At 70.9% G+C, this 17,895-nt stretch carries 19 protein-coding genes; 11 read left to right on the top strand and 8 right to left on the bottom strand.

Features of this window, described 5'->3' with window-relative positions; translation table 11 throughout:
- The first annotated feature begins 6 nt into the window (after window positions 1–6).
- Entirely contained in the window at window positions 7–1,002 is a 996-nt protein-coding gene (locus tag ACYVLJ_RS05880) for an ABC transporter ATP-binding protein (protein WP_451969443.1), read from the top strand.
- Window positions 999–2,111, top strand: coding sequence for an ABC transporter ATP-binding protein (locus tag ACYVLJ_RS05875; protein WP_451969441.1), 1,113 nt, complete (start codon window positions 999–1,001; stop codon window positions 2,109–2,111). Before ACYVLJ_RS05880 ends, ACYVLJ_RS05875 begins: the two co-directional genes overlap by 4 nt.
- A 36-nt stretch (window positions 2,112–2,147) precedes the next feature.
- Here ACYVLJ_RS05875 and ACYVLJ_RS05870 read toward each other — a convergent pair whose 3' ends face one another.
- Window positions 2,148–3,341: an RNA polymerase sigma factor gene (locus tag ACYVLJ_RS05870; protein ID WP_460437981.1), complete on the bottom strand. Its 1,194-nt coding sequence runs from the start codon at window positions 3,339–3,341 to the stop codon at window positions 2,148–2,150.
- On the bottom strand, window positions 3,338–3,700 hold the full coding sequence (locus ACYVLJ_RS05865) for a YciI family protein (RefSeq protein WP_460437980.1): 363 nt from the start codon (window positions 3,698–3,700) through the stop codon (window positions 3,338–3,340). The genes ACYVLJ_RS05870 and ACYVLJ_RS05865 overlap by 4 nt, the downstream gene beginning before the upstream one ends.
- A gap of 136 nt (window positions 3,701–3,836) precedes the next feature.
- Here ACYVLJ_RS05865 and ACYVLJ_RS05860 point away from each other — a divergent pair, with 136 nt between their 5' ends.
- Both ACYVLJ_RS05860 and ACYVLJ_RS05855 read left to right on the top strand, forming a co-directional pair.
- Window positions 3,837–4,478 (top strand): SDR family oxidoreductase, encoded by a 642-nt coding sequence (locus ACYVLJ_RS05860; RefSeq protein ID WP_460437979.1) that lies wholly within the window; start codon window positions 3,837–3,839, stop codon window positions 4,476–4,478.
- 105 nt (window positions 4,479–4,583) lie between these two features.
- On the top strand, window positions 4,584–5,234 hold the full coding sequence (locus tag ACYVLJ_RS05855) for a DedA family protein (RefSeq protein WP_451969437.1): 651 nt from the start codon (window positions 4,584–4,586) through the stop codon (window positions 5,232–5,234).
- On the opposite strand, the gene ACYVLJ_RS05850 is transcribed toward ACYVLJ_RS05855, so the two are convergent.
- Entirely contained in the window at window positions 5,231–6,139 is a 909-nt protein-coding gene (locus ACYVLJ_RS05850) for an EamA family transporter (protein WP_451969436.1), read from the bottom strand. The two genes, ACYVLJ_RS05855 and ACYVLJ_RS05850, sit on opposite strands and share 4 nt — an antisense overlap.
- 86 nt (window positions 6,140–6,225) lie before the next feature.
- Between ACYVLJ_RS05850 and ACYVLJ_RS05845 the strand changes: the two genes are divergently transcribed.
- A complete protein-coding gene (locus tag ACYVLJ_RS05845) occupies window positions 6,226–7,131 on the top strand; it encodes a LysR family transcriptional regulator (protein ID WP_460437978.1) in 906 nt (301 codons plus the stop codon).
- Here the strand turns inward: ACYVLJ_RS05845 and ACYVLJ_RS05840 are convergent.
- Complete coding sequence (locus ACYVLJ_RS05840) at window positions 7,121–7,723, bottom strand: TetR/AcrR family transcriptional regulator (RefSeq protein WP_460437977.1); 603 nt, start codon at window positions 7,721–7,723, stop codon at window positions 7,121–7,123. The two genes, ACYVLJ_RS05845 and ACYVLJ_RS05840, sit on opposite strands and share 11 nt — an antisense overlap.
- A 61-nt stretch (window positions 7,724–7,784) precedes the next feature.
- Between ACYVLJ_RS05840 and ACYVLJ_RS05835 the strand changes: the two genes are divergently transcribed.
- Window positions 7,785–8,390: a peroxiredoxin-like family protein gene (locus ACYVLJ_RS05835; protein WP_460437976.1), complete on the top strand. Its 606-nt coding sequence runs from the start codon at window positions 7,785–7,787 to the stop codon at window positions 8,388–8,390.
- Here the strand turns inward: ACYVLJ_RS05835 and ACYVLJ_RS05830 are convergent.
- Both ACYVLJ_RS05830 and leuA read right to left on the bottom strand, forming a co-directional pair.
- Complete coding sequence (locus ACYVLJ_RS05830; RefSeq protein ID WP_451969432.1) at window positions 8,377–8,928, bottom strand: DedA family protein; 552 nt, start codon at window positions 8,926–8,928, stop codon at window positions 8,377–8,379. The two genes, ACYVLJ_RS05835 and ACYVLJ_RS05830, sit on opposite strands and share 14 nt — an antisense overlap.
- 80 nt (window positions 8,929–9,008) lie before the next feature.
- On the bottom strand, window positions 9,009–10,769 hold the full coding sequence (gene leuA / locus ACYVLJ_RS05825; protein WP_460437975.1) for a 2-isopropylmalate synthase: 1,761 nt from the start codon (window positions 10,767–10,769) through the stop codon (window positions 9,009–9,011).
- 218 nt (window positions 10,770–10,987) lie between these two features.
- Between leuA and ACYVLJ_RS05820 the strand changes: the two genes are divergently transcribed.
- Window positions 10,988–11,362: a hypothetical protein gene (locus ACYVLJ_RS05820; protein WP_451969430.1), complete on the top strand. Its 375-nt coding sequence runs from the start codon at window positions 10,988–10,990 to the stop codon at window positions 11,360–11,362.
- A gap of 231 nt (window positions 11,363–11,593) precedes the next feature.
- Here ACYVLJ_RS05820 and ACYVLJ_RS05815 read toward each other — a convergent pair whose 3' ends face one another.
- Complete coding sequence (locus ACYVLJ_RS05815) at window positions 11,594–12,184, bottom strand: nitroreductase family protein (protein WP_460437974.1); 591 nt, start codon at window positions 12,182–12,184, stop codon at window positions 11,594–11,596.
- 229 nt (window positions 12,185–12,413) lie between these two features.
- On the opposite strand from ACYVLJ_RS05815, the gene ACYVLJ_RS05810 reads away from it, so the two are divergent.
- From ACYVLJ_RS05810 to ACYVLJ_RS05795, 4 genes are all read left to right on the top strand, one after another.
- Window positions 12,414–13,679: an aspartate kinase gene (locus tag ACYVLJ_RS05810; protein ID WP_451969426.1), complete on the top strand. Its 1,266-nt coding sequence runs from the start codon at window positions 12,414–12,416 to the stop codon at window positions 13,677–13,679.
- Window positions 13,679–14,716 carry an aspartate-semialdehyde dehydrogenase gene (locus tag ACYVLJ_RS05805; RefSeq protein ID WP_451969424.1) on the top strand — a complete coding sequence of 346 codons (1,038 nt, stop codon included), beginning with the start codon at window positions 13,679–13,681 and terminating at the stop codon, window positions 14,714–14,716. Before ACYVLJ_RS05810 ends, ACYVLJ_RS05805 begins: the two co-directional genes overlap by 1 nt.
- A 339-nt stretch (window positions 14,717–15,055) precedes the next feature.
- Window positions 15,056–16,234 carry an RtcB family protein gene (locus tag ACYVLJ_RS05800; protein ID WP_460437973.1) on the top strand — a complete coding sequence of 393 codons (1,179 nt, stop codon included), beginning with the start codon at window positions 15,056–15,058 and terminating at the stop codon, window positions 16,232–16,234.
- A gap of 16 nt (window positions 16,235–16,250) precedes the next feature.
- Window positions 16,251–16,631, top strand: coding sequence for a hypothetical protein (locus ACYVLJ_RS05795; RefSeq protein WP_451969421.1), 381 nt, complete (start codon window positions 16,251–16,253; stop codon window positions 16,629–16,631).
- A gap of 18 nt (window positions 16,632–16,649) precedes the next feature.
- On the opposite strand, the gene ACYVLJ_RS05790 is transcribed toward ACYVLJ_RS05795, so the two are convergent.
- Complete coding sequence (locus ACYVLJ_RS05790; RefSeq protein ID WP_451969891.1) at window positions 16,650–17,786, bottom strand: MFS transporter; 1,137 nt, start codon at window positions 17,784–17,786, stop codon at window positions 16,650–16,652.
- Window positions 17,787–17,895: the final 109 nt, after the last annotated feature.

Raw genomic sequence — 17,895 nt, 5'->3', positions numbered from 1 at the left:
GATCCCATGGCACTCCTTGAAGTCCGCGACCTTTCGGTCGTGTTCCAGCGACGCGGCGAGCGCCCCTTCACCGCGGTGGACGGGGTCAGCTTCGACGTCGAACCCGGCCAGACCGTCGGCCTGGTCGGCGAGTCCGGCTGCGGCAAGTCCGTGACGTCGCTGGCGATCATGCGGTTGCTGGCCAAGCGCGGCAACAAGGTCAGCGGCTCGGTGCGCTTCGAAGGCACCGACCTGCTCAAACTGTCCGACAAGGACATGCGCGACCGCCGCGGCCGCGACCTCGGCATGGTGTTCCAGGACCCGCTGTCCTCGCTGAACCCGGTCATCCCGATCGGGCTGCAGATCACCGAGGTGCTGGAGCGCCACCGCGGCATGTCGCGCAAGGCGGCGTCCGTCGAAGCGACGGACCTGCTGGACAAGGTCGGCATCCCCGACCCGTCGCGGCGGCTTTCCGAGTACCCGCACCAGCTTTCCGGCGGGATGCGGCAGCGCGCGCTGATCGCGATCGCGCTGGCGTGCCGGCCGCGGCTGCTCATCGCCGACGAGCCGACCACCGCCCTGGACGTCACCATCCAGGCGCAGATCCTGGCGCTGCTGCGGGAACTGGTGCAGGACACCGGCACCGCGCTGATCATGATCACGCACGACCTCGGCGTGGTCGCCGGGCTGTGCGACGAGGTCAACGTGCTCTACGGCGGCAAGATCGTCGAGCGGGCGCAGCGGCACCAGCTCTTCGCCGAGCCGCGGCACCCGTACACGCACGGCCTGCTCGCGTCGATCCCGCGGCTCGACGCGGGCCGCGGCGAGAAGCTGGTCCCCATCCGGGGCTCGGTGGCCGACAACATCCCGTGGGAGGGCGGCTGCGCGTTCGCGCCGCGCTGCCCCAACGCGCTGCCGGTGTGCCGTGAGGTCCAGCCGCAGCTGGTGCCCGACCGGGGCACCCTGCTGCGTTGTCACAACCCCGTGCGGCCGGCGGTCGCGGCGGGAGGAGGAGCCCGATGACCCGTCCCGCTGGTGACGTGCTGCTCGAGGTCAGCGACCTCAAGGTGCACTTCCCGATCAAGCGCGGCATCGTGATCGACCGGACGGTCGGGCACGTGTTCGCGGTCGACGGCGTCGACCTCTCCATCCGCCGCGGCGAAACCTACGGCCTGGTGGGCGAGTCCGGGTGCGGCAAGTCGACGCTCGGCCGGGCGATCCTGCGGCTCAACGAGCCGACGGCCGGCCAGGTGGTCTTCGACGGCACGGACGTCGCCCACCTCAAGGGGGAGGAGCTGCGGAAGGCCCGGCGCCGGATGCAGATGATCTTCCAGGACCCGATGTCCAGTTTGGACCCGCGCCAGTCGGTCGAGTCCATCCTGCTCGAGGGCATGCACGCGCACGGCCTCGACAAGGACAAGGAAGCCACCCAGCGGCGGCTGCGGGAGCTGCTGGCCGCGGTCGGCCTGCCGGAGACGTCGCTGCGGAAGTACCCGCACGAGTTCTCGGGCGGGCAGCGCCAGCGCATCGGCATCGCGCGGGCGCTGGCCGTGGAGCCGGACCTGATCGTCGCCGATGAGCCGGTGTCCGCGCTGGACGTCTCGGTGCAGGCCCAGGTGGTCAACCTGCTGGAGGACCTGCAGGACCAGCTCGGCCTGACGTACGTGGTGATCGCGCACGACCTCGCGGTGGTGCGCCACATCTCCGACCGCATCGGCGTGATGTACCTGGGCGCGCTGGTCGAGGAGACCGACGCGGACTCGCTGTACCGGGACCCGCTGCACCCGTACACGCGGGCGCTGCTTTCGGCGATCCCGGTGCCGGACCCGCAGGTCGAGGACAGCCGCGAGCAGATCCTGCTGGCGGGTGACCTGCCCTCGCCGGCGAACCCGCCGTCGGGCTGCCGCTTCCACACGCGGTGCCCGTGGAAGCAGGCGAGCCTGTGCGACACGGACCGCCCGCAGCTGCGCGAGATCGGCGGCGGTCACCGGGTGGCGTGCCACTTCGCGGAGGACATCCGCGACGGGCGCATCCAGCCGCACGAGGTGGAGCCGGAGCTGATCGAGCTCACCGGGTCGCTCAACCCCGACCTGGGCCCGCCGGACGTCGGCACCTCCGCCGAGATCCTCTAGCCCGTGAAGGCCTCCTTGACTCCCTCAAGGAGGCCTTCACGGCTTTTGGGCCGCGGCCCGGGACTGGAGGTAGGCCTGCTCCGGCAGGCTCAACGTCCGCCGCGCGGCGGACAGGTACGCCTCGCGGGCTCCGGCGGCGTCGCCGGACAGCTCCAGCAGGTGCGCGCGCACGGCGTCGACGCGGTGGTGGGCGGCCAGCGCCGGGTCGTCGGTCGCGGCCAGCTCGGCCAGCCCGGCTTCGGGGCCGTGCACCTGCGCGAACGCGACGATCCGGTTCAGCGTCACCATCGGGCCGGGGGCCACGACCCGCAGCAGGTCGTACAGCGTGAGGATCTCCGCCCAGTCGGTCTCGGCGGCCGTCGGGGCTTCGTCGTGGACCGCCGCGATCGCCGCCTGCAGCTGGTACGGGCCCACCGGCGTCGTCGCCAGGGCCTTCGTGATCAGCTCGACCCCCTCCGCGATGAACGGCTTGGTCCACCGGGTCCGGTCCTGGTCGGCGAGCGGGACCAGCGCGCCGCCCGCGGTGACCCGCGCCGGGCGGCGTGCCTCGGTGAGGAGCATCAGGGCCAGCAGCCCACTGACTTCGCCGTCGCCCGGGAGCTCGGCGCGCAGCTGCCGGACCAGGCGGATCGCCTCGGTCGTCAGCTCGACGCGGTTCAGCGCGCCGCCGGAGCTGGCCGTGTGGCCCTCGGTGAAGATCAGGTACAGCACCTGGAGCACCGCGGCCAGCCGCTCCGGGCTCTCGTCCCGGGTGAGCCGCTCGCCGCGCAGCTTCTGCTTCGCCCGGCTGATCCGCTGGCCGATCGTGGCCTCCGGGACCAGGAAGGCGCGCGCGATCTCCGCCGTCGTCAGCCCGCCGACGGCCCGCAGGGTGAGCGCCACCTGCGACGGTCGCGTGAGCGAAGGGTGGCAGCAGAGCAGGAGCAAGGTCAGGGTGTCGTCGACCCCGGCGACCGGCTCCGGGGCCGGCGGCTCGGCGAGCGCCACGGTCGCCTCCCGCCGCTGCCGGGCGGTCTCGCTGCGGAACTGCTCGATCCGACGCCGGGACGCCGTCGTGATCAGCCAGCCCTTCGGGTGATCCGGGACGCCCTCGGCCGGCCACTGCAGCGACGCCGCCAGCAGGGCCTCCTGGACGGCGTCTTCGCAGGTGTCGAAGCCGCCGTAGCGCCGGACCAGCGCCGCGAGGACCTGCGGGGCCAGCTCGCGGAGCAGGCCTTCGACCCCGGTCACAGCTCCGGCCCGTGCAGCCCCATCACCGGCCGCACTTCGACCGCCCCGAACGCCGCTTCGGGGATCCGCAGGGCGATCTCGAGCGCGCGTGCCTCGCTCTCGCAGTCGAGCAGGTAGAACCCGGCGAGGAACTCCTTGGCCTCGGCGAACGGTCCGTCGGTGGCCAGGGCGCCGCCGCTGACCCGTTTCGCCAGTTCGGGGTAGGCGAGCCGTTCGGAGACGATCCGCTCCCCGGACGCATCGAGGTCGTCGTTGAGCTGCTGGTAGTAGGCCAGCCCGGCGGCTCGCTGCTCGTCGCTCATCCCCTCCCACGCCGCACGGGACTCGGGGTTGCCGTAGATCAGGACCACGTACTTCACGCGCGCCTCCCGGACGATGTCGACCCTCTGGAGGATGGCACGACCGGAGTTGTCCACACGGGGACCGCCCCTGTGGGCAAACCTGTGGACAACTCCGGGACCGGCGAACTCGCGCCTGGTGCGGGACGATCGGCTCATGCAGGTCACCGTGCTGGGGGCGTCAGGACGAACCGGGATCCACGTGGTCCGCCTGCTCGCCGCCCAAGGTCATACCGTCCGGGCCGGGCTTCGGAGCCGTCGCCGGGCCGAAGTCCTGAGAGACGAGAGAGCCGAGCCGGTCGTCGCCGACGTCACGGCCGACCTCGACGAGCTCGTCGAGGTGTTCAAGGACTCCGACGTCGTCATCAGCGCCATCGGTGCGCCGGATCCCGAACCCGAGTCGGTGAACCTCGTCGACCGGGACGGCTCGATCGCCGCCATCCGGGCCGCCGAGACCGCCGGGGTGCCGCGGTACGTCCAGCTCTCCGCGCAGTTCGCCGACGCGCCCGACCAGGGCGACCGGCTCGTGCGGTCGATCCTGCTCGCCAAGCAGGTCTCCGACAGCGTCCTGACGCGCTCCGCGCTGACCTGGACCATCGTCCGGCCCGGGACGCTCACCGACGGGCCCGCCACCGGCCGCGTCAAGGCCGCGGGCCACCTCGAGCCGGGACGGATCAGCCGGCGGGACGTCGCCGCCGTGCTCGTCGGGGTCCTGCGGGAGCCGCTCACCGAAAACCGCGGCTTCGACGTCGTTTCCGGGGATTTCCCGGTCGCCCCCGCACTCGCCACGCTCGAGTGAACCCGACTTGAGGAGTACCCCGGGCGATACCTGAGTAGGCCGCCCGGCGCACCCCTTCCCCGGTACCCTGCGAAAAGCAGATTCTCCACGTAGGGGGTACGGGCAGTGCACATCGACCAATGGCTGGAGGCGATCCCGCCGCTTTCGGTGTACCTCATCGTCGGCGCCGTGATCATGATCGAAAGCCTCGGCATCCCGCTGCCCGGGGAGATCGTGCTGGTCAGCGCGGCCTTGCTGGCCTCGCAGCACAGCACGCTCAGCCCACTGTGGATCGGTGTGCTGGCCAGTGCCGGCGCCATCGTCGGCGACAGCATCGGTTACCTGATCGGAAAGACCGGTGGGCAACGGCTGTTCGCCTGGGCCGGCCGGAAATTCCCGAAGCATTTCGGGCCGACGCACCTCGCCAACGCCGAACGGATCTTCGACAAACGCGGGGTGTGGGCCGTCTTCCTCGGCCGGTTCATCGCGTTCCTGCGCATCCTCGCCGGCCCGCTCGCCGGGTCGCTCAAGATGCACTACCCGAAGTTCCTGCTGGCGAACGCGGCCGGCGGCATCATCTGGGCGGGCGGCACGACCGCGCTCGTCTACTACCTCGGCGTCGTCGCCGAGGAGTGGCTCGGCAACTTCTCCAAGTACGGCCTGGTCGCCGCCATCGTGCTCGGCGTCGTCGTCTTCTTCGTGATGAAGAAGCGCCTCGGCCGCAAGCACGAGGAAGAAGAAGAGCAGCAGCCGAAGCAGGAAGAGACCGCGTCCTAGACCGGGATCTCTTCGGGCAGCAGCTCCGGGTCGGGCTTGCGCGCGGTCCGCAGCGACCCGAGCAGCACGCCGGCGATGACGACGACGGCCGCGCCGATCTCCAGCCCGGTCGGGCGCTCGCCCAGGAACAGGAACGACGCCGTCAGCCCGACCACCGGCACGAGCAGCGAGAACGGCGAGACGACACCGGCCGGGTTGCGCCGCATGAGCGTCGTCCACAGGCCCGACCCGACGATCGTCCCGATCAGCACGACGTAGCTCAGCCCGGCGAGCGCGGTCAGCCCGGTCGACGTGCCGAGCGTGGTCAGCGACTTCCACTGCGCGGCCGGGCCCTCCATGACCAGCGAAAGCGCGAACATCGGCAGCGGCGGCACCACCGACATCCACAGGGTGAAGTGCAGCGGGTTGTCCGGCTCGGCCTTGCGCGTGCTGAGGTTGCCGAACGCCCAGCTCAGCGCGGCCAGCAGGGTCAGGACCATGGGCAGCAGGGCGGCGTGGCCGGCCTGCTGCCACGCGATCGCGACCATTCCGGCGACGGCCAGCGCGATGCCGGCCAGCTGGTGCGGCGTGACGCGTTCGCGCAGGAAGACGGCCCCGAGCAGCACCGTGAACGGCGCCGACGCCTGCAGCACCAGCGACGCGAGCCCGGTCGGCATCCCGGTGTCCATCGCGATGAACAGGAACGCGAACTGCCCGGTGCCGAAGCCGAGGCCGTAGCCGAGCAGGTGCCGCACCTTCACCTTCGGCCACGGCACGAACAGGATCGTCGGCACGGCGATCACGGCGAACCGCAGCGCGCCCGCGAACACCGGCGGGAACTGGCCGAGCGTGGCGTGGATGGCGAGGAAGTTCAGGCCCCAGAGGACGGCGACGAACACGGCGAGCAGGCGGTCACGAGCGGGCATACCCCCACTGTGACGACGTCGATCGTGAAGGACCAGCGAGAATATCTGCAGGGACCTTGTAGTCGTGCTTCACATATGCTGACGGCGTGGATCTGGGTCGCCTGCGCACGCTGCGGGAGTTCGCCGACCGCGGGAGCGTCACGGCGGCCGCGCGGGCGCTGCACTGCACGCCGTCCGCGGTTTCGCAGCAGCTGCGGGCCCTGCAGAGCGAGGTCGGCCTGCCGCTCACCGAGCCGGCCGGCCGCGGGCTGCGGCTGACCGACGCCGGCCGCGCGCTGGTCGCCCGGGCCGACGAGGTCCTGGCCGCGCTCGAGCGCGCGGAGTCCGAACTGGACACCTACCGCAGTGCGCCGCGCGGACGGGTGCGGGTCGCGATCTTCCAGTCGGCCGGTCTGATGCTGCTGCCGGGCCTGCTGACCCGCGTCGCCGGTTACGACGGCCTGGAGGTCGACGTCCGCGACGTCGACATGACACCGCCCGAGGTGCCCGGCCTGGTCGCGGACTACGACGTCGTCGTGGCGCACCGCGACGAGCACGCGCCGGAGTTCGACGTCGGCCGCCTGGACGTCGTGCCGCTGCTGCGGGAGCCGCTCGACGTCGCGCTCCCGGTCGGGCACCGGCTGGCGAAGAAGCGGCGCGTCGAGCTGGCCGAGCTCGCGGACGAACGCTGGATCGGCGTCGACCACGGCTTCCCGGTGGACGACGTGCTGCGCTCGCTGACCATCCGCACCGGCGTCCGGCCGGTCGTCGTCCAGCGGATCAACGACTTCCGGATCACCGAACGCCTGGTGGCGGCGGGCCACGGGATCGCGCTGGTCCCGCGCTACACGATCGACACGCGCCGGGGCAGCGGCCTGGTGAGCCGGCCGCTGGCGGGCATCCGCGCGGCGCGGCGGGTGGAGGCGGTGTGCCGCACGGGCGCCCTGCAGCGCCCGGCCGTGGCCAAGGTGATCGACGAGCTGCGCGCGGAGATCGCCCAGCTCACCGCTTGAAGCCGCGCAGGTAGGCCAGAGCGATGCCCAGCGCGTCTTCGAGGGCCGTGAGGTCGTGGCGGATGTGGGCCAGCAGCAGTCCACCGTGGACGGACGTCATCGCCGCCTGGGCCAGCCGCGCCGGGTCGGCGTCGGGGTCGAGTTCGCCGTTGTCCTGCAACGTCTTCAGGCCACGCTCCAGGTGGGACTCCCACGTCCGGTAGGCCTGGTCGACCAGTGGTGCGAGCTTCGGGTTGTCGCCCACTTCGCCGGCGAGGTTGCCCAGCGGGCACGCGATCGGGCCGCCCGCGCGGCGGTGGACGTCCAGGAGCTGCTCGGTCCACGTCTCCAGATCGGCCCAGGAGGACAGCGCGAAGATCGCCGGCTGGTTGCCGAGGACCTGCTCGAGGTACCGGTCGATGACGGCCTCGACCAGCTGTTCCTTGTTCTTGAAGTAGTGGTACATCTGCGATTTCCCGGCCCCGCTCGCCGCGAGCACCTTGTCGACGCTCGTGCCCGCGACGCCGTCGACGTACATCAGCGCGGCCGCCGCGTCGACGATCGCGTCGCGCGTCCGCTGGCCGCGCGGGGTCGAAGCCGCTTGCGCCTCCATGTACTGAATAGTACAGTCCGGCTCACTGTACTGATCAGTACAACCAGAGTTTGGGGAATCCATGACGCTCAACGAAGCCCTGACCGGCGTGAACGACCACGCCCGGGGCGCGCTGCCGCCGGAGATCTTCGAGGTGTTCGAAGCGTCCCGGCGCCGCGCCGCCGAGACGACGTTCGCCCAGGTGGGCGACAAGATCGAGGACTTCACGCTGCCAGGCGCCGACGGCGTGCCGACGAGCCTGAACGACCTCGTCGCGGACGGCCCGGCGGTGCTCGTCTTCTACCGCGGCCAGTGGTGCCCGTACTGCAACCTGACCCTGCGCACCTACCAGCAGGAGCTCCTGCCCGAGTTGACGGCGAGGAACGCGAGCCTCGCCGCGATCAGCCCGCAGCAGCCGGACGGCCCGCTCCCGGACCTCGACTTCCCGGTGCTTTCGGACGTCGGCAGCACCGTCGCCCGCGGGCTCGGGCTGAGCTACCCGGTTTCCGCGCCCGTGCGCGAAGCCATGCAGGCGCTCGGTACGGACCTCGAGCAGGTCAACGGCAGCTGGGAGCTGGTCCACCCGGCGGTCGTCGTGGTCGACCGGGACCGGGTGCTGCGGTTCGTCGACGTCCACCCGGACTTCGTCACGCGGACCGAGCCCGAGGACATCCTCAAAGCGCTCTAGCGGACCGCTTCACGCTGTAGGTGATCACCGAACCCAGGATCAGGGCGACGCCGAGGGAGAGCAGCATGCTGATCCCGGGTTCGGTGATGAGCTGGCCGCCGGCGTAGCCGAGGAAGGCCACATAGGACGTCCAGAGCGTGACGCCGACGGCCGACGCGGTGAAGAACTCCGCCATCGGCCACCTCAGGGAGCCGGCGAGGAGGGCGCCGACCGTCCCGCCCGACGGCAGCCAGCGGGCGACCACGAGGACCGGCCGGGGGTGGCGCTGCAGCCGGCCGTCGAGCCAGCCGATGCCGGCGGCGATCTTCCGCCGCCGGCTCAGCCGGTCCAGCGCCGCCCGGCCACCGAACCGGCCGAGGGCGTAGAGCGCCTGGTCGGAGACCAGGCACCCGGCACTGGCCACGGCGATCACCAGGGCCAGCGACGTCCCGCCCTGCGCCGCCGCGACGCCCATCCCGAGGATCGTCACCTCGGTCGGCAGCAGCGGCACGAGCGAGACGACGAACAGCACCAGCAGTCCCGCCGTAGTCGTGTCCACATCTCCATTAACCGCCTGCCCGGCCCGGAAAACTCCTGATCACCGGGTACTCACAGGAACCCGACAGGCGGCCCACAGGTTCAGCGGTGGGCGCGGTTCACCGCCGAGACGACCGCGCGCAGCGAGGCCGTGACGATCGACGGGTCGACGCCGATGCCCCAGAACACCCGGTCGGAGATGGCGCACTCGATGTACGACGCGGCGCGCGCGTCGTCGCCCGGGGAGAGCGTGTGCTCGCTGTAGTCCAGGAGGCGCAGGTCGTACCCGACCGTGCTCAGGGCGTCGAAGAACGCCGCGATCGGGCCGTTGCCGCGGCCGGTGACCTCGTGCTCGTCACCCTCCACGCGGACGGTCGCGGTGATGTCGTACTCGCCGTCGCCGTTGTCGCGGACGTGCTGGCGGACCAGCTCCAGCGGCGTCTTCAGCTCCAGGTACTCGGCCGAGAACGCGTTGTACATCGTCGTCGGGTCGACCTCGCCGCCCTCGGAGTCGGTGTAGCGCTGGATGACCTTCGAGAACTCGATCTGCAGCCGCCGCGGCAGGTCGAGCTGGTGCTCGGCCTTCATGATGTAGGCGACACCGCCCTTGCCGGACTGCGAGTTGACCCGGATCACGGCCTCGTACGTGCGGCCGACGTCCTTCGGGTCGATCGGCAGGTACGGGACCTCCCACGGGTACTCGTCGACCGGTACGCCCGCTTTGTCGGCGGCGTCCTTCAGCGCGTCGAGGCCCTTGTTGATCGCGTCCTGGTGGCTGCCGGAGAAGGCGGTGAACACCAGGTCGCCGCCCCACGGCGAGCGCTCGCCGACCGGCAGCTGGTTGCAGTACTCGACCGTCCGCTTGATCTCGTCCATGTCGGAGAAGTCGATCTGCGGGTCGATGCCCTGGCTGTAGAGGTTCATGCCCAGCGCGACCAGGTCGACGTTGCCGGTGCGCTCGCCGTTGCCGAACAGGCAGCCCTCGATGCGATCCGCGCCGGCCTGGTAGCCCAGCTCGGCGGCGGCGATGCCGGTGCCGCGGTCGTTGTGCGGGTGCAGCGACAGGATCACCGAGTCGCGGCGCTCCAGGTTGCGGGACATCCACTCGATCGAGTCGGCGTAGACGTTCGGCGTCGCCATCTCGACGGTCGCCGGCAGGTTCAGGATGACCGGCTTCTCCGGCGTCGGCTGCCAGATTTCGGTGACGGCGTTGCAGACCTCGAGCGCGTAGGACAGCTCGGTGCCCGTGTAGGACTCCGGCGAGTACTGGAAGCGGAAGTCGGTGTCCGGCTGCTTCGCCGCCAGCTCGACGACCATTTCCGCGGCCTGCGTCGCGATCTTTTTGATGCCTTCGCGCTCCTCGCGGAAGACCACGCGGCGCTGCAGGATCGACGTCGAGTTGTAGATGTGGACGATCGCGCGCGGCGCGCCTTCGAGCGACTGGAAGGTCCGCTCGATCAGTTCGGGACGGCACTGGGTCAGCACCTGGATGCTGACGTCGTCCGGGATGGCGCCTTCGTCGATGATCTCGCGGACGAAGTCGAAGTCCGTCTGCGACGCGGCCGGGAAGCCGACCTCGATCTCCTTGTAGCCCATGCGCACGAGCAGGTCGAAGAACTTCCGCTTGCGCGCGGGCGACATCGGGTCGATCAGGGCCTGGTTGCCGTCACGCAGGTCGACGGCGCACCACAGCGGCGCGCGCTCGATGCGCTTTTCGGGCCAGGTGCGGTCGGGCAGGTCGATGTTCTCGACGAGGTCGTACCAGGGGCGGTAGCGGTGGACCGGCATGGACGTGCCGCGCTGGGTGTTCCACACGGGCTGGTCGGCGGGCGCGGGACGCGAAGGCTTGCGAATGGTGCTCATGGGATTTGGGGTGTCTCCAGATCGACGGGTGCGACCGGCACCACGAAGCCCCGCGACGGGGAGCCGGTCCGGTCAGGCCCCGTCGCGGCAGCGAAGCAGGAGAGCACGCGCCACGACCCCACCATAACCACGGAACGCTGCGTGAGGAAAGCCGGGCATCTCCCGACGAGGGTTACCTGTGGGTAGCAATTGGCCGGTCGCCGTGCGAAACTTCGGGCATGGGTGAGCACGCGGAGTCGTCATCGGCCTCGGAGGAGACGCGCGTCTCGCGCCGGGCCCCGGTCGACTGGCGCCGGACCGGCGGCCGCGCCGCCTCGCTGGTGGCCTCGATCGTCCGCTGGGTGGGCCTGGTCTTCGCCGCGTTCCTGGTGATCCACGTGATCTTCACGGTCGGCTCGGCCAACCCGGACAACGGCATCGTCTCGTTCGTCAAGTCCTGGGCGGACGGGCTGGCGCTGGGCTTCAGCGACCTGTTCACGCCGAGTGACGAGAAGCTGCGAGTCCTGGTCAACTACGGCATCGCGGCGGTGTTCTGGCTGGTGGTGTCGGGCATCCTCGCCAAGGTCATCCGCCGCGTCGGCGGAGCTTCCTGAGTTTCACGCCGATCACGATCGACGGGGGCTCGTGACGAGCCGCTGGGTGCCGTTCGTGCACGCCGCGCCGAGGACCTCGCGGGCAAGACCGGAACGTGCTGACCTCGGTGGCCACGATCTTGGCGCTCGCCGCGCGTCGACGGCCCGAACCCGGCCCTCGCCGCCGCGCCGAAGCGCGGAAGCTCGTCGCGGGCGACCCGCTCATCGCACGGGACCTGCGGATCGGCCGGGCTAGAAAGCCGGCTTGCCCCACTGGTCGGTGAACGCGAACTCCGCCAGCGGCACCCGCACCCGGTCCGCCTTCTCGCGCTCGATCCGCCAGTCCTCTTCCAGCACGTCCGGTGACGCGGGCGAGCCCACCGCGATCGCCACCTTCGGGACCACGTCGGCGGGCAGTGAGAAGGCCGCGCTCGCCGCGTCCGGGGAGAAGCCCGCCATCTGGTGGGCGATCAGGCCCAGCTCCACGGCCTGCAGCACGAGGTTCTCCGACGCCAGCCCGAGGCCGTACTCCGCGTACGGCACCGCGCCCTTCTCGTTCGTCGTCACCATCACGCCGATCAGCAGCAGGCTCGCGCGGCGCGCCCACGCCTGGTTGCCGTCGTTCAACGTCGCCAAGATCGCGTCGAACGACGGCGTCCCGCGCCGCCCCACCAGGTAGCGGGCCGGCTGGGTGTTGCCGAACGACGGGGCCCAGCGGGCCGCCTCGAGCAGCGCTCTCACCTGCTCCGGGGTGATCACGGCCGTCTCGTCGTAGGCCCGGGGGCTCCACCGCTCGGCCATCACGGTCGCGATGGGGACGCTCGTCACAGCTGGCTTTCGCACGATCTCGACCCTACCCAGGCGTGCGCTGCATCACTCGGGAGGAAGGGCTTCGCGCATTTCGTTGGTGTTACGGAAGATTTACTTCCGCGCCGCCCGTTCGCGGCACCCGCCCCACGTCAAGAGGGTGGCGGGCCGCGGGAGCCCCGGTAGGCTCCTTCTCAACTATGGGACGCGGGGGCTCTCCGGTGCCCACCAGGGAGCAGACCCGGCCCGTCGAGGAGGTTCGGGCGTGGCCCTCGTGGTCCAGAAGTACGGCGGATCGTCGCTGGAAAGTGCCGACCGGATCAAGCGCGTCGCAGAGCGGATCGTCGCCACGAAGAAGGCGGGCAACGACGTCGTCGTGGTCTGCTCGGCGATGGGTGACACCACCGACGAACTGCTCGACCTGGCACAGCAGGTCAACCCGGCGCCGCCGGAGCGGGAGATGGACATGCTGCTCACCGCCGGTGAGCGCATCTCGAACTCGCTGGTCGCCATGGCCATCGCGGCCCAGGGCGCCGAGGCCTGGTCGTTCACCGGTTCGCAGGCTGGCGTCGTCACGACGTCGGTGCACGGGAACGCGCGCATCATCGACGTCACGCCGAGCCGCGTCACGGAAGCCCTCGAGCAGGGCTACGTCGCGCTGGTGGCGGGCTTCCAGGGGGTCGCGCAGGACACCAAGGACATCACGACGCTCGGGCGCGGTGGTTCGGACACCACCGCCGTCGCGCTGGCCGCCGCGCTGAACGCCGACGTCTGCGAGATCTACTCCGATGTGGACGGTGTGTACACCGCCGACCCGCGGGTGGTGCCGGACGCGCGCAAGCTCGACACGGTCACCTACGAAGAGATGCTCGAGCTGGCCGCGAGCGGGTCGAAGATCCTGCACCTGCGGTCGGTCGAGTACGCGCGCCGCTACGGCGTGCCGATCCGAGTCCGTTCTTCCTACAGTGACAAGCCGGGCACGACGGTGACCGGTTCTATCGAGGAGATCCCCGTGGAACAAGCCCTGATCACCGGTGTGGCGCACGACCGCTCCGAAGCCAAGATCACGGTCACCGGGGTGCCGGACCACGCCGGCGCCGCGGCCCGGATCTTCCGCGTGATCGCGGACGCCGAGATCGACATCGACATGGTGCTGCAGAACGTGTCGAGCACGGTGTCCGGCCGTACCGACATCACGTTCACGCTGTCGAAGGCCAACGGCGCCGCGGGGGTCAAGGAGCTGGAGAAGGTCAAGGCGGAGATCGGCTTCGAGTCGGTGCTCTACGACGACCACGTCGGCAAGGTCTCGCTGGTCGGCGCCGGGATGCGCTCGCACCCCGGTGTCACGGCGACGTTCTGCGAAGCGCTGGCGAACGCCGGCGTCAACATCGAAATCATCAACACCTCGGAAATCCGCATCTCGGTGCTGATCCGCGACGCGCAGCTCGACGAGGCCGTGCGCGCGATCCACGACGCGTTCGAGCTCGGCGGCGACGAGGAAGCGGTGGTCTACGCGGGGAGTGGTCGCTGATGGCGGACGGGCTGCGGGTCGGGGTGGTCGGCGCGACCGGCCAGGTCGGCGCGGTGATGCGCAAGCTGCTGGCGGAGCGGGAGTTCCCGATCGCCGAGCTCCGGTACTTCGCTTCGGCGCGCTCTGCGGGTTCGAAGCTGCCTTGGCGCGACACGGAAATCACGGTCGAGGACGCGGCGGTCGCGGATCCGTCCGGTTTGGACATCGCGCTGTTCTCGGCCGGCGGCTCGACGTCGAAGGCGCAGGCGCCGCGGTTCGCCGAGGCGGGCGTGACGGTGATCGACAACTCGTCGGCGTTCCGGATGGACCCGGACGTCCCGCTGGTCGTCAGCGAGGTCAACCCCGAGGCGATCAAGGAAGCGCGCAAGGGGATCATCGCGAACCCCAACTGCACCACCATGGCCGCGATGCCGGTGCTGAAGCCGCTGCACGACGAGGCCGGGCTGGTCCGGCTGGTCGCGTCGACCTACCAGGCGGTGTCCGGCAGCGGGCTCGCCGGCGTCGAAGAGCTGGCGGGCCAGGTGAAGGCGGGCGCGGAGCACGCGTCCCTGCTGACCCACGACGGCGGGGCGATCGAATTCCCGGCGCCGGACAAGTACGTCCGCCCGATCGCGTTCAACGTCCTGCCGATGGCCGGGTCCATTGTGGACGACGGCGAGCTCGAGACGGACGAAGAGAAGAAGTTCCGCAACGAGAGCCGCAAGATCCTGAGCATCCCGGGGCTCGGCGTGTCCTGCACGTGCGTGCGCGTGCCGGTGTTCTCAGGGCACTCGATTTCGGTGAACGCCGAATTCGAGCGGCCCCTGACGGTGGACCGCGCGACGGAGCTGCTGACGCACGCGCCGGGCGTCGAGCTGTCGGAGATCCCGACCCCCCTGCAGGCGGCGGGCAACGACCCGAGCTACGTCGGCCGCATCCGGGTCGACCAGGGCGTCGAGGGCGGCCGCGGGCTGGCCCTGTTCATCGCGAACGACAACCTGCGCAAGGGCGCGGCGCTCAACGCCGTGCAGATCGCGGAGCTGATCGCGCAGCAGTGAGCTGAAGGTCCCCTCGCTCGCCGAGGGGGCCTTCAGGCTTCCCGCGGGTCTGTGCGCGCCGTGGAGCGAACGGGGCGGCGTTCCACTTGACGCCGGTCGTGGCCGTGGTGGCGGCGGCCGAGTGCCAGTCGCCGGCCAGTGCCGCGGAGACCGCCGTGGCGAGCTCTGGGTCGTCGAAGTGCGGGTCGGCGCCGAGCTCCGCGTCCTAAACCATGCCCCCGGGGCCAGGCAGCGGGCCCATGTCCGTTCTCCTCCACAGTGGACGATCGGAAATCGCCTTGTCCGATTCCCCGTCTCGGGGGATCGTAGGCGTCGCAAGCAAGTCCAGGGGAGGAAATCATGTACACCGCTGTCGACGGCGCCCGCGTCCCGATCCGGATGTGGGCCGACCCCGCGTCGGTCGAAGACCAGGCCATGCGGCAGCTGCACAACGTCGCGAACCTGCCGTGGGTGCACGGTGTCGCCGTGATGCCCGACGTCCACTACGGCAAGGGCGCCACCGTCGGCAGCGTCATCGCGATGCGCGACGCCGTTTCGCCGGCCGCCGTCGGCGTGGACATCGGGTGCGGGATGAGCGCCGTGCGGACGTCGCTCACCGCGAGCGACCTGCCCGACGACCTCGGGGCGCTGCGCCGCCGGATCGAGAGCGCCGTACCCGTGGGTTTCGGGCTGCACAAGACGCCCGTGAACCCCGCGAAGGTGCACGGCGTCGGCGGCTGGGACGCGTTCTGGAAGGGGTTCGGGCAACTGCACACCGGCGTCCAGGAGCTGCACGACCGGGCCGCGCGCCAGATCGGGAGCCTCGGCGGCGGGAACCACTTCATCGAGGTCTGCCTCGACGACGACGGCCGCGTCTGGCTGATGCTGCATTCGGGTTCGCGCAACATCGGCAAGGAGCTCGCGGAGCGGCACATGGCCGTCGCGCGCAAGCTGCCGCACAACGCGGACCTGCCGGACCGGGATCTCGCGGTGTTCGTCGCCGGCACGCCGGAGATGCGGGCCTACCGCCGTGACCTGTTCTGGGCGCAGGACTACGCGGCGCGCAACCGCGCCACGATGGTCGCGCTCGTGAAGCAGGCGCTGAAGGACATCGTCCCGCAGACGACCTTCGACGACGCGATTTCGTGCCACCACAACTACGTCGCCGAGGAGACCTACGACGGCGTCGAGCTGCTCGTCACCCGCAAGGGCGCGATCCGTGCCGGATCGGGTGACCTCGGGATCATCCCGGGCAGCATGGGGACCGGTTCGTACATCGTCCGCGGTCTCGGGAACGACTCGTCGTTCCAGTCGGCGTCGCACGGCGCCGGACGGCGAATGTCCCGCAACAAGGCCAAGAAGCTGTTCACGGCCGAGGACCTGGCGGAGCAGACGGCGGGCGTCGAGTGCCGCAAGGACACCGGCGTGGTCGACGAGATCCCGGCGGCCTACAAGGACATCGATTCGGTGATCCGGGCCCAGACGGACCTGGTCGAGGTCGTGGCGCACCTCAAGCAGGTGGTCTGCGTCAAGGGCTGAGCGGTACCTTGGCGCCATGACGAGGGGTGGAACGACGGCCGCGCTGCTGGCCGCGGCCGCACTGCTGCTGAGCGGGTGCGACCAGGTCAGCGACGCGGTCGACCAGGGGTCGAAGACGGCGGACAAGGTGAGCGCCTGCACCGAGGCGCTCGGCCTCGCCGACCTGAACCCCCTGGTCGACCCGGCCAAGCTCAAGGCGCGCGCCGCGGACAAGGAGAAGCGGCTGCGCGAGCTCGCCGGGAACGTCCAGGACCAGGACGTCAAGAACGCGCTGCTCGGCATGGCCGGTTCGTACGTCGAGGTGCAGAAGGAACGCATCGAGGACGCCGGAGTCGTCGCGCAGTGGGTGCAGCGCAACGTCAAGAAGCTCGACGCCCTCCGTGCGGCCTGCGGCTGACAAGCCGCGGCAGACCGCTCAGTTGCAGCTCTCCGCCAACGCGGGCGTCGGCTCGGCCGCTGGTGCCCGCCTCCGCAGCAGGCCCGCCGACGCGATCACCAGGCCGCCGATGCCCGCCGCGGCGAAGCCCCACGCCGGGCTCGAGTGGTCGATCGCGAAGCCGACCACCGGGCTGCCCAGGGCCAGGCCCAGCCGCGTCGACGCGTCCTGCAGGCCCATCGCCTCGCCGCGGACCTGCGGCGGGGCGATCCGGCTGACCGTCTCGGTGGTCGCCGCGAGCGTCGGCGCGCAGACCAGGTTCGTCGGGATCAGCACCAGCATCAGCAGCCACCACGGCCGGTCCGCCAGCCCGACCGGGATCACCAGCACCGCGAGCAACAGCATCAGCACGCCCTGCGGCAGCGACCGCTTGACCGCGCCGTGCACGATGCCGCCCGCGATCGACGCCAGGCACATCACCGCGATGACCAGGCCGGTCACGCCGATGTCGCCGTTCGCGCGCAGCGCGGCGAGGGTCGCCAGCTCGGTGCCGACGAGCACGAACAGCGTGCCGCCGGCCACCAGGAGCGTCGCCACGAGCCGGCCGGTGAGCCAGCTCCGCAGCGGCGGCCGGGTGGTGGACGCGCCGGGCTCGACGGACTCGCGGATCGGCGGGTTCACCAGCCAGATCAGGAAGGCCGTGACGCCGAACAGGACGCCCAGCGCGCTGAGCGTGAACGTCGGCGAAATCGTCGTGATCGCCGCGATGCCGATCGCCGGGCCGATCATGAACGTCGCTTCGATCGAGATCGTGTCGAGCGAGTACGCGGCCCGCCGCTCCGAGAGCGGGACGAGCGCGGCCAGGACCTGCCGCGCCAGCGAGCCCGCCGGCACCGAGAGCATCCCGGCGGGGACCGCGACGGCGGCGAGGGCCTCGTACGGCAGGTGCGGCGCGGCGATCCAGAACACCGTCGTGCCGGTGCCGCAGACCGCGACGACCGGGCGCAGCCCGTACCGGTCGAAGCAGCGGCCGAGCAGGGGCGCGCCGAGGGCCATGCCGAGCGTGACGCCCGCGCCGACCAGCCCGGCGGCGCCGTAGCCGCGGCCGAGGCCGGTGACGACGTACAGCGTCATCAGCACGCCGTTCATGGTCATCGGCAGCCGGGCCAGGAACATCAGGGCCATCGTCGACGGGACGCGGGGGACGGAGAGCACCCGGCGGTAGGGCTGCAGAGGCACGTACTCGATGAGAACCCAAGGTGGTACGCGCGTGCAACTTATTTCC

This window comes from Amycolatopsis stemonae (assembly GCF_054781455.1).
This window is presented reverse-complemented; position numbering and strand designations above follow the sequence as displayed.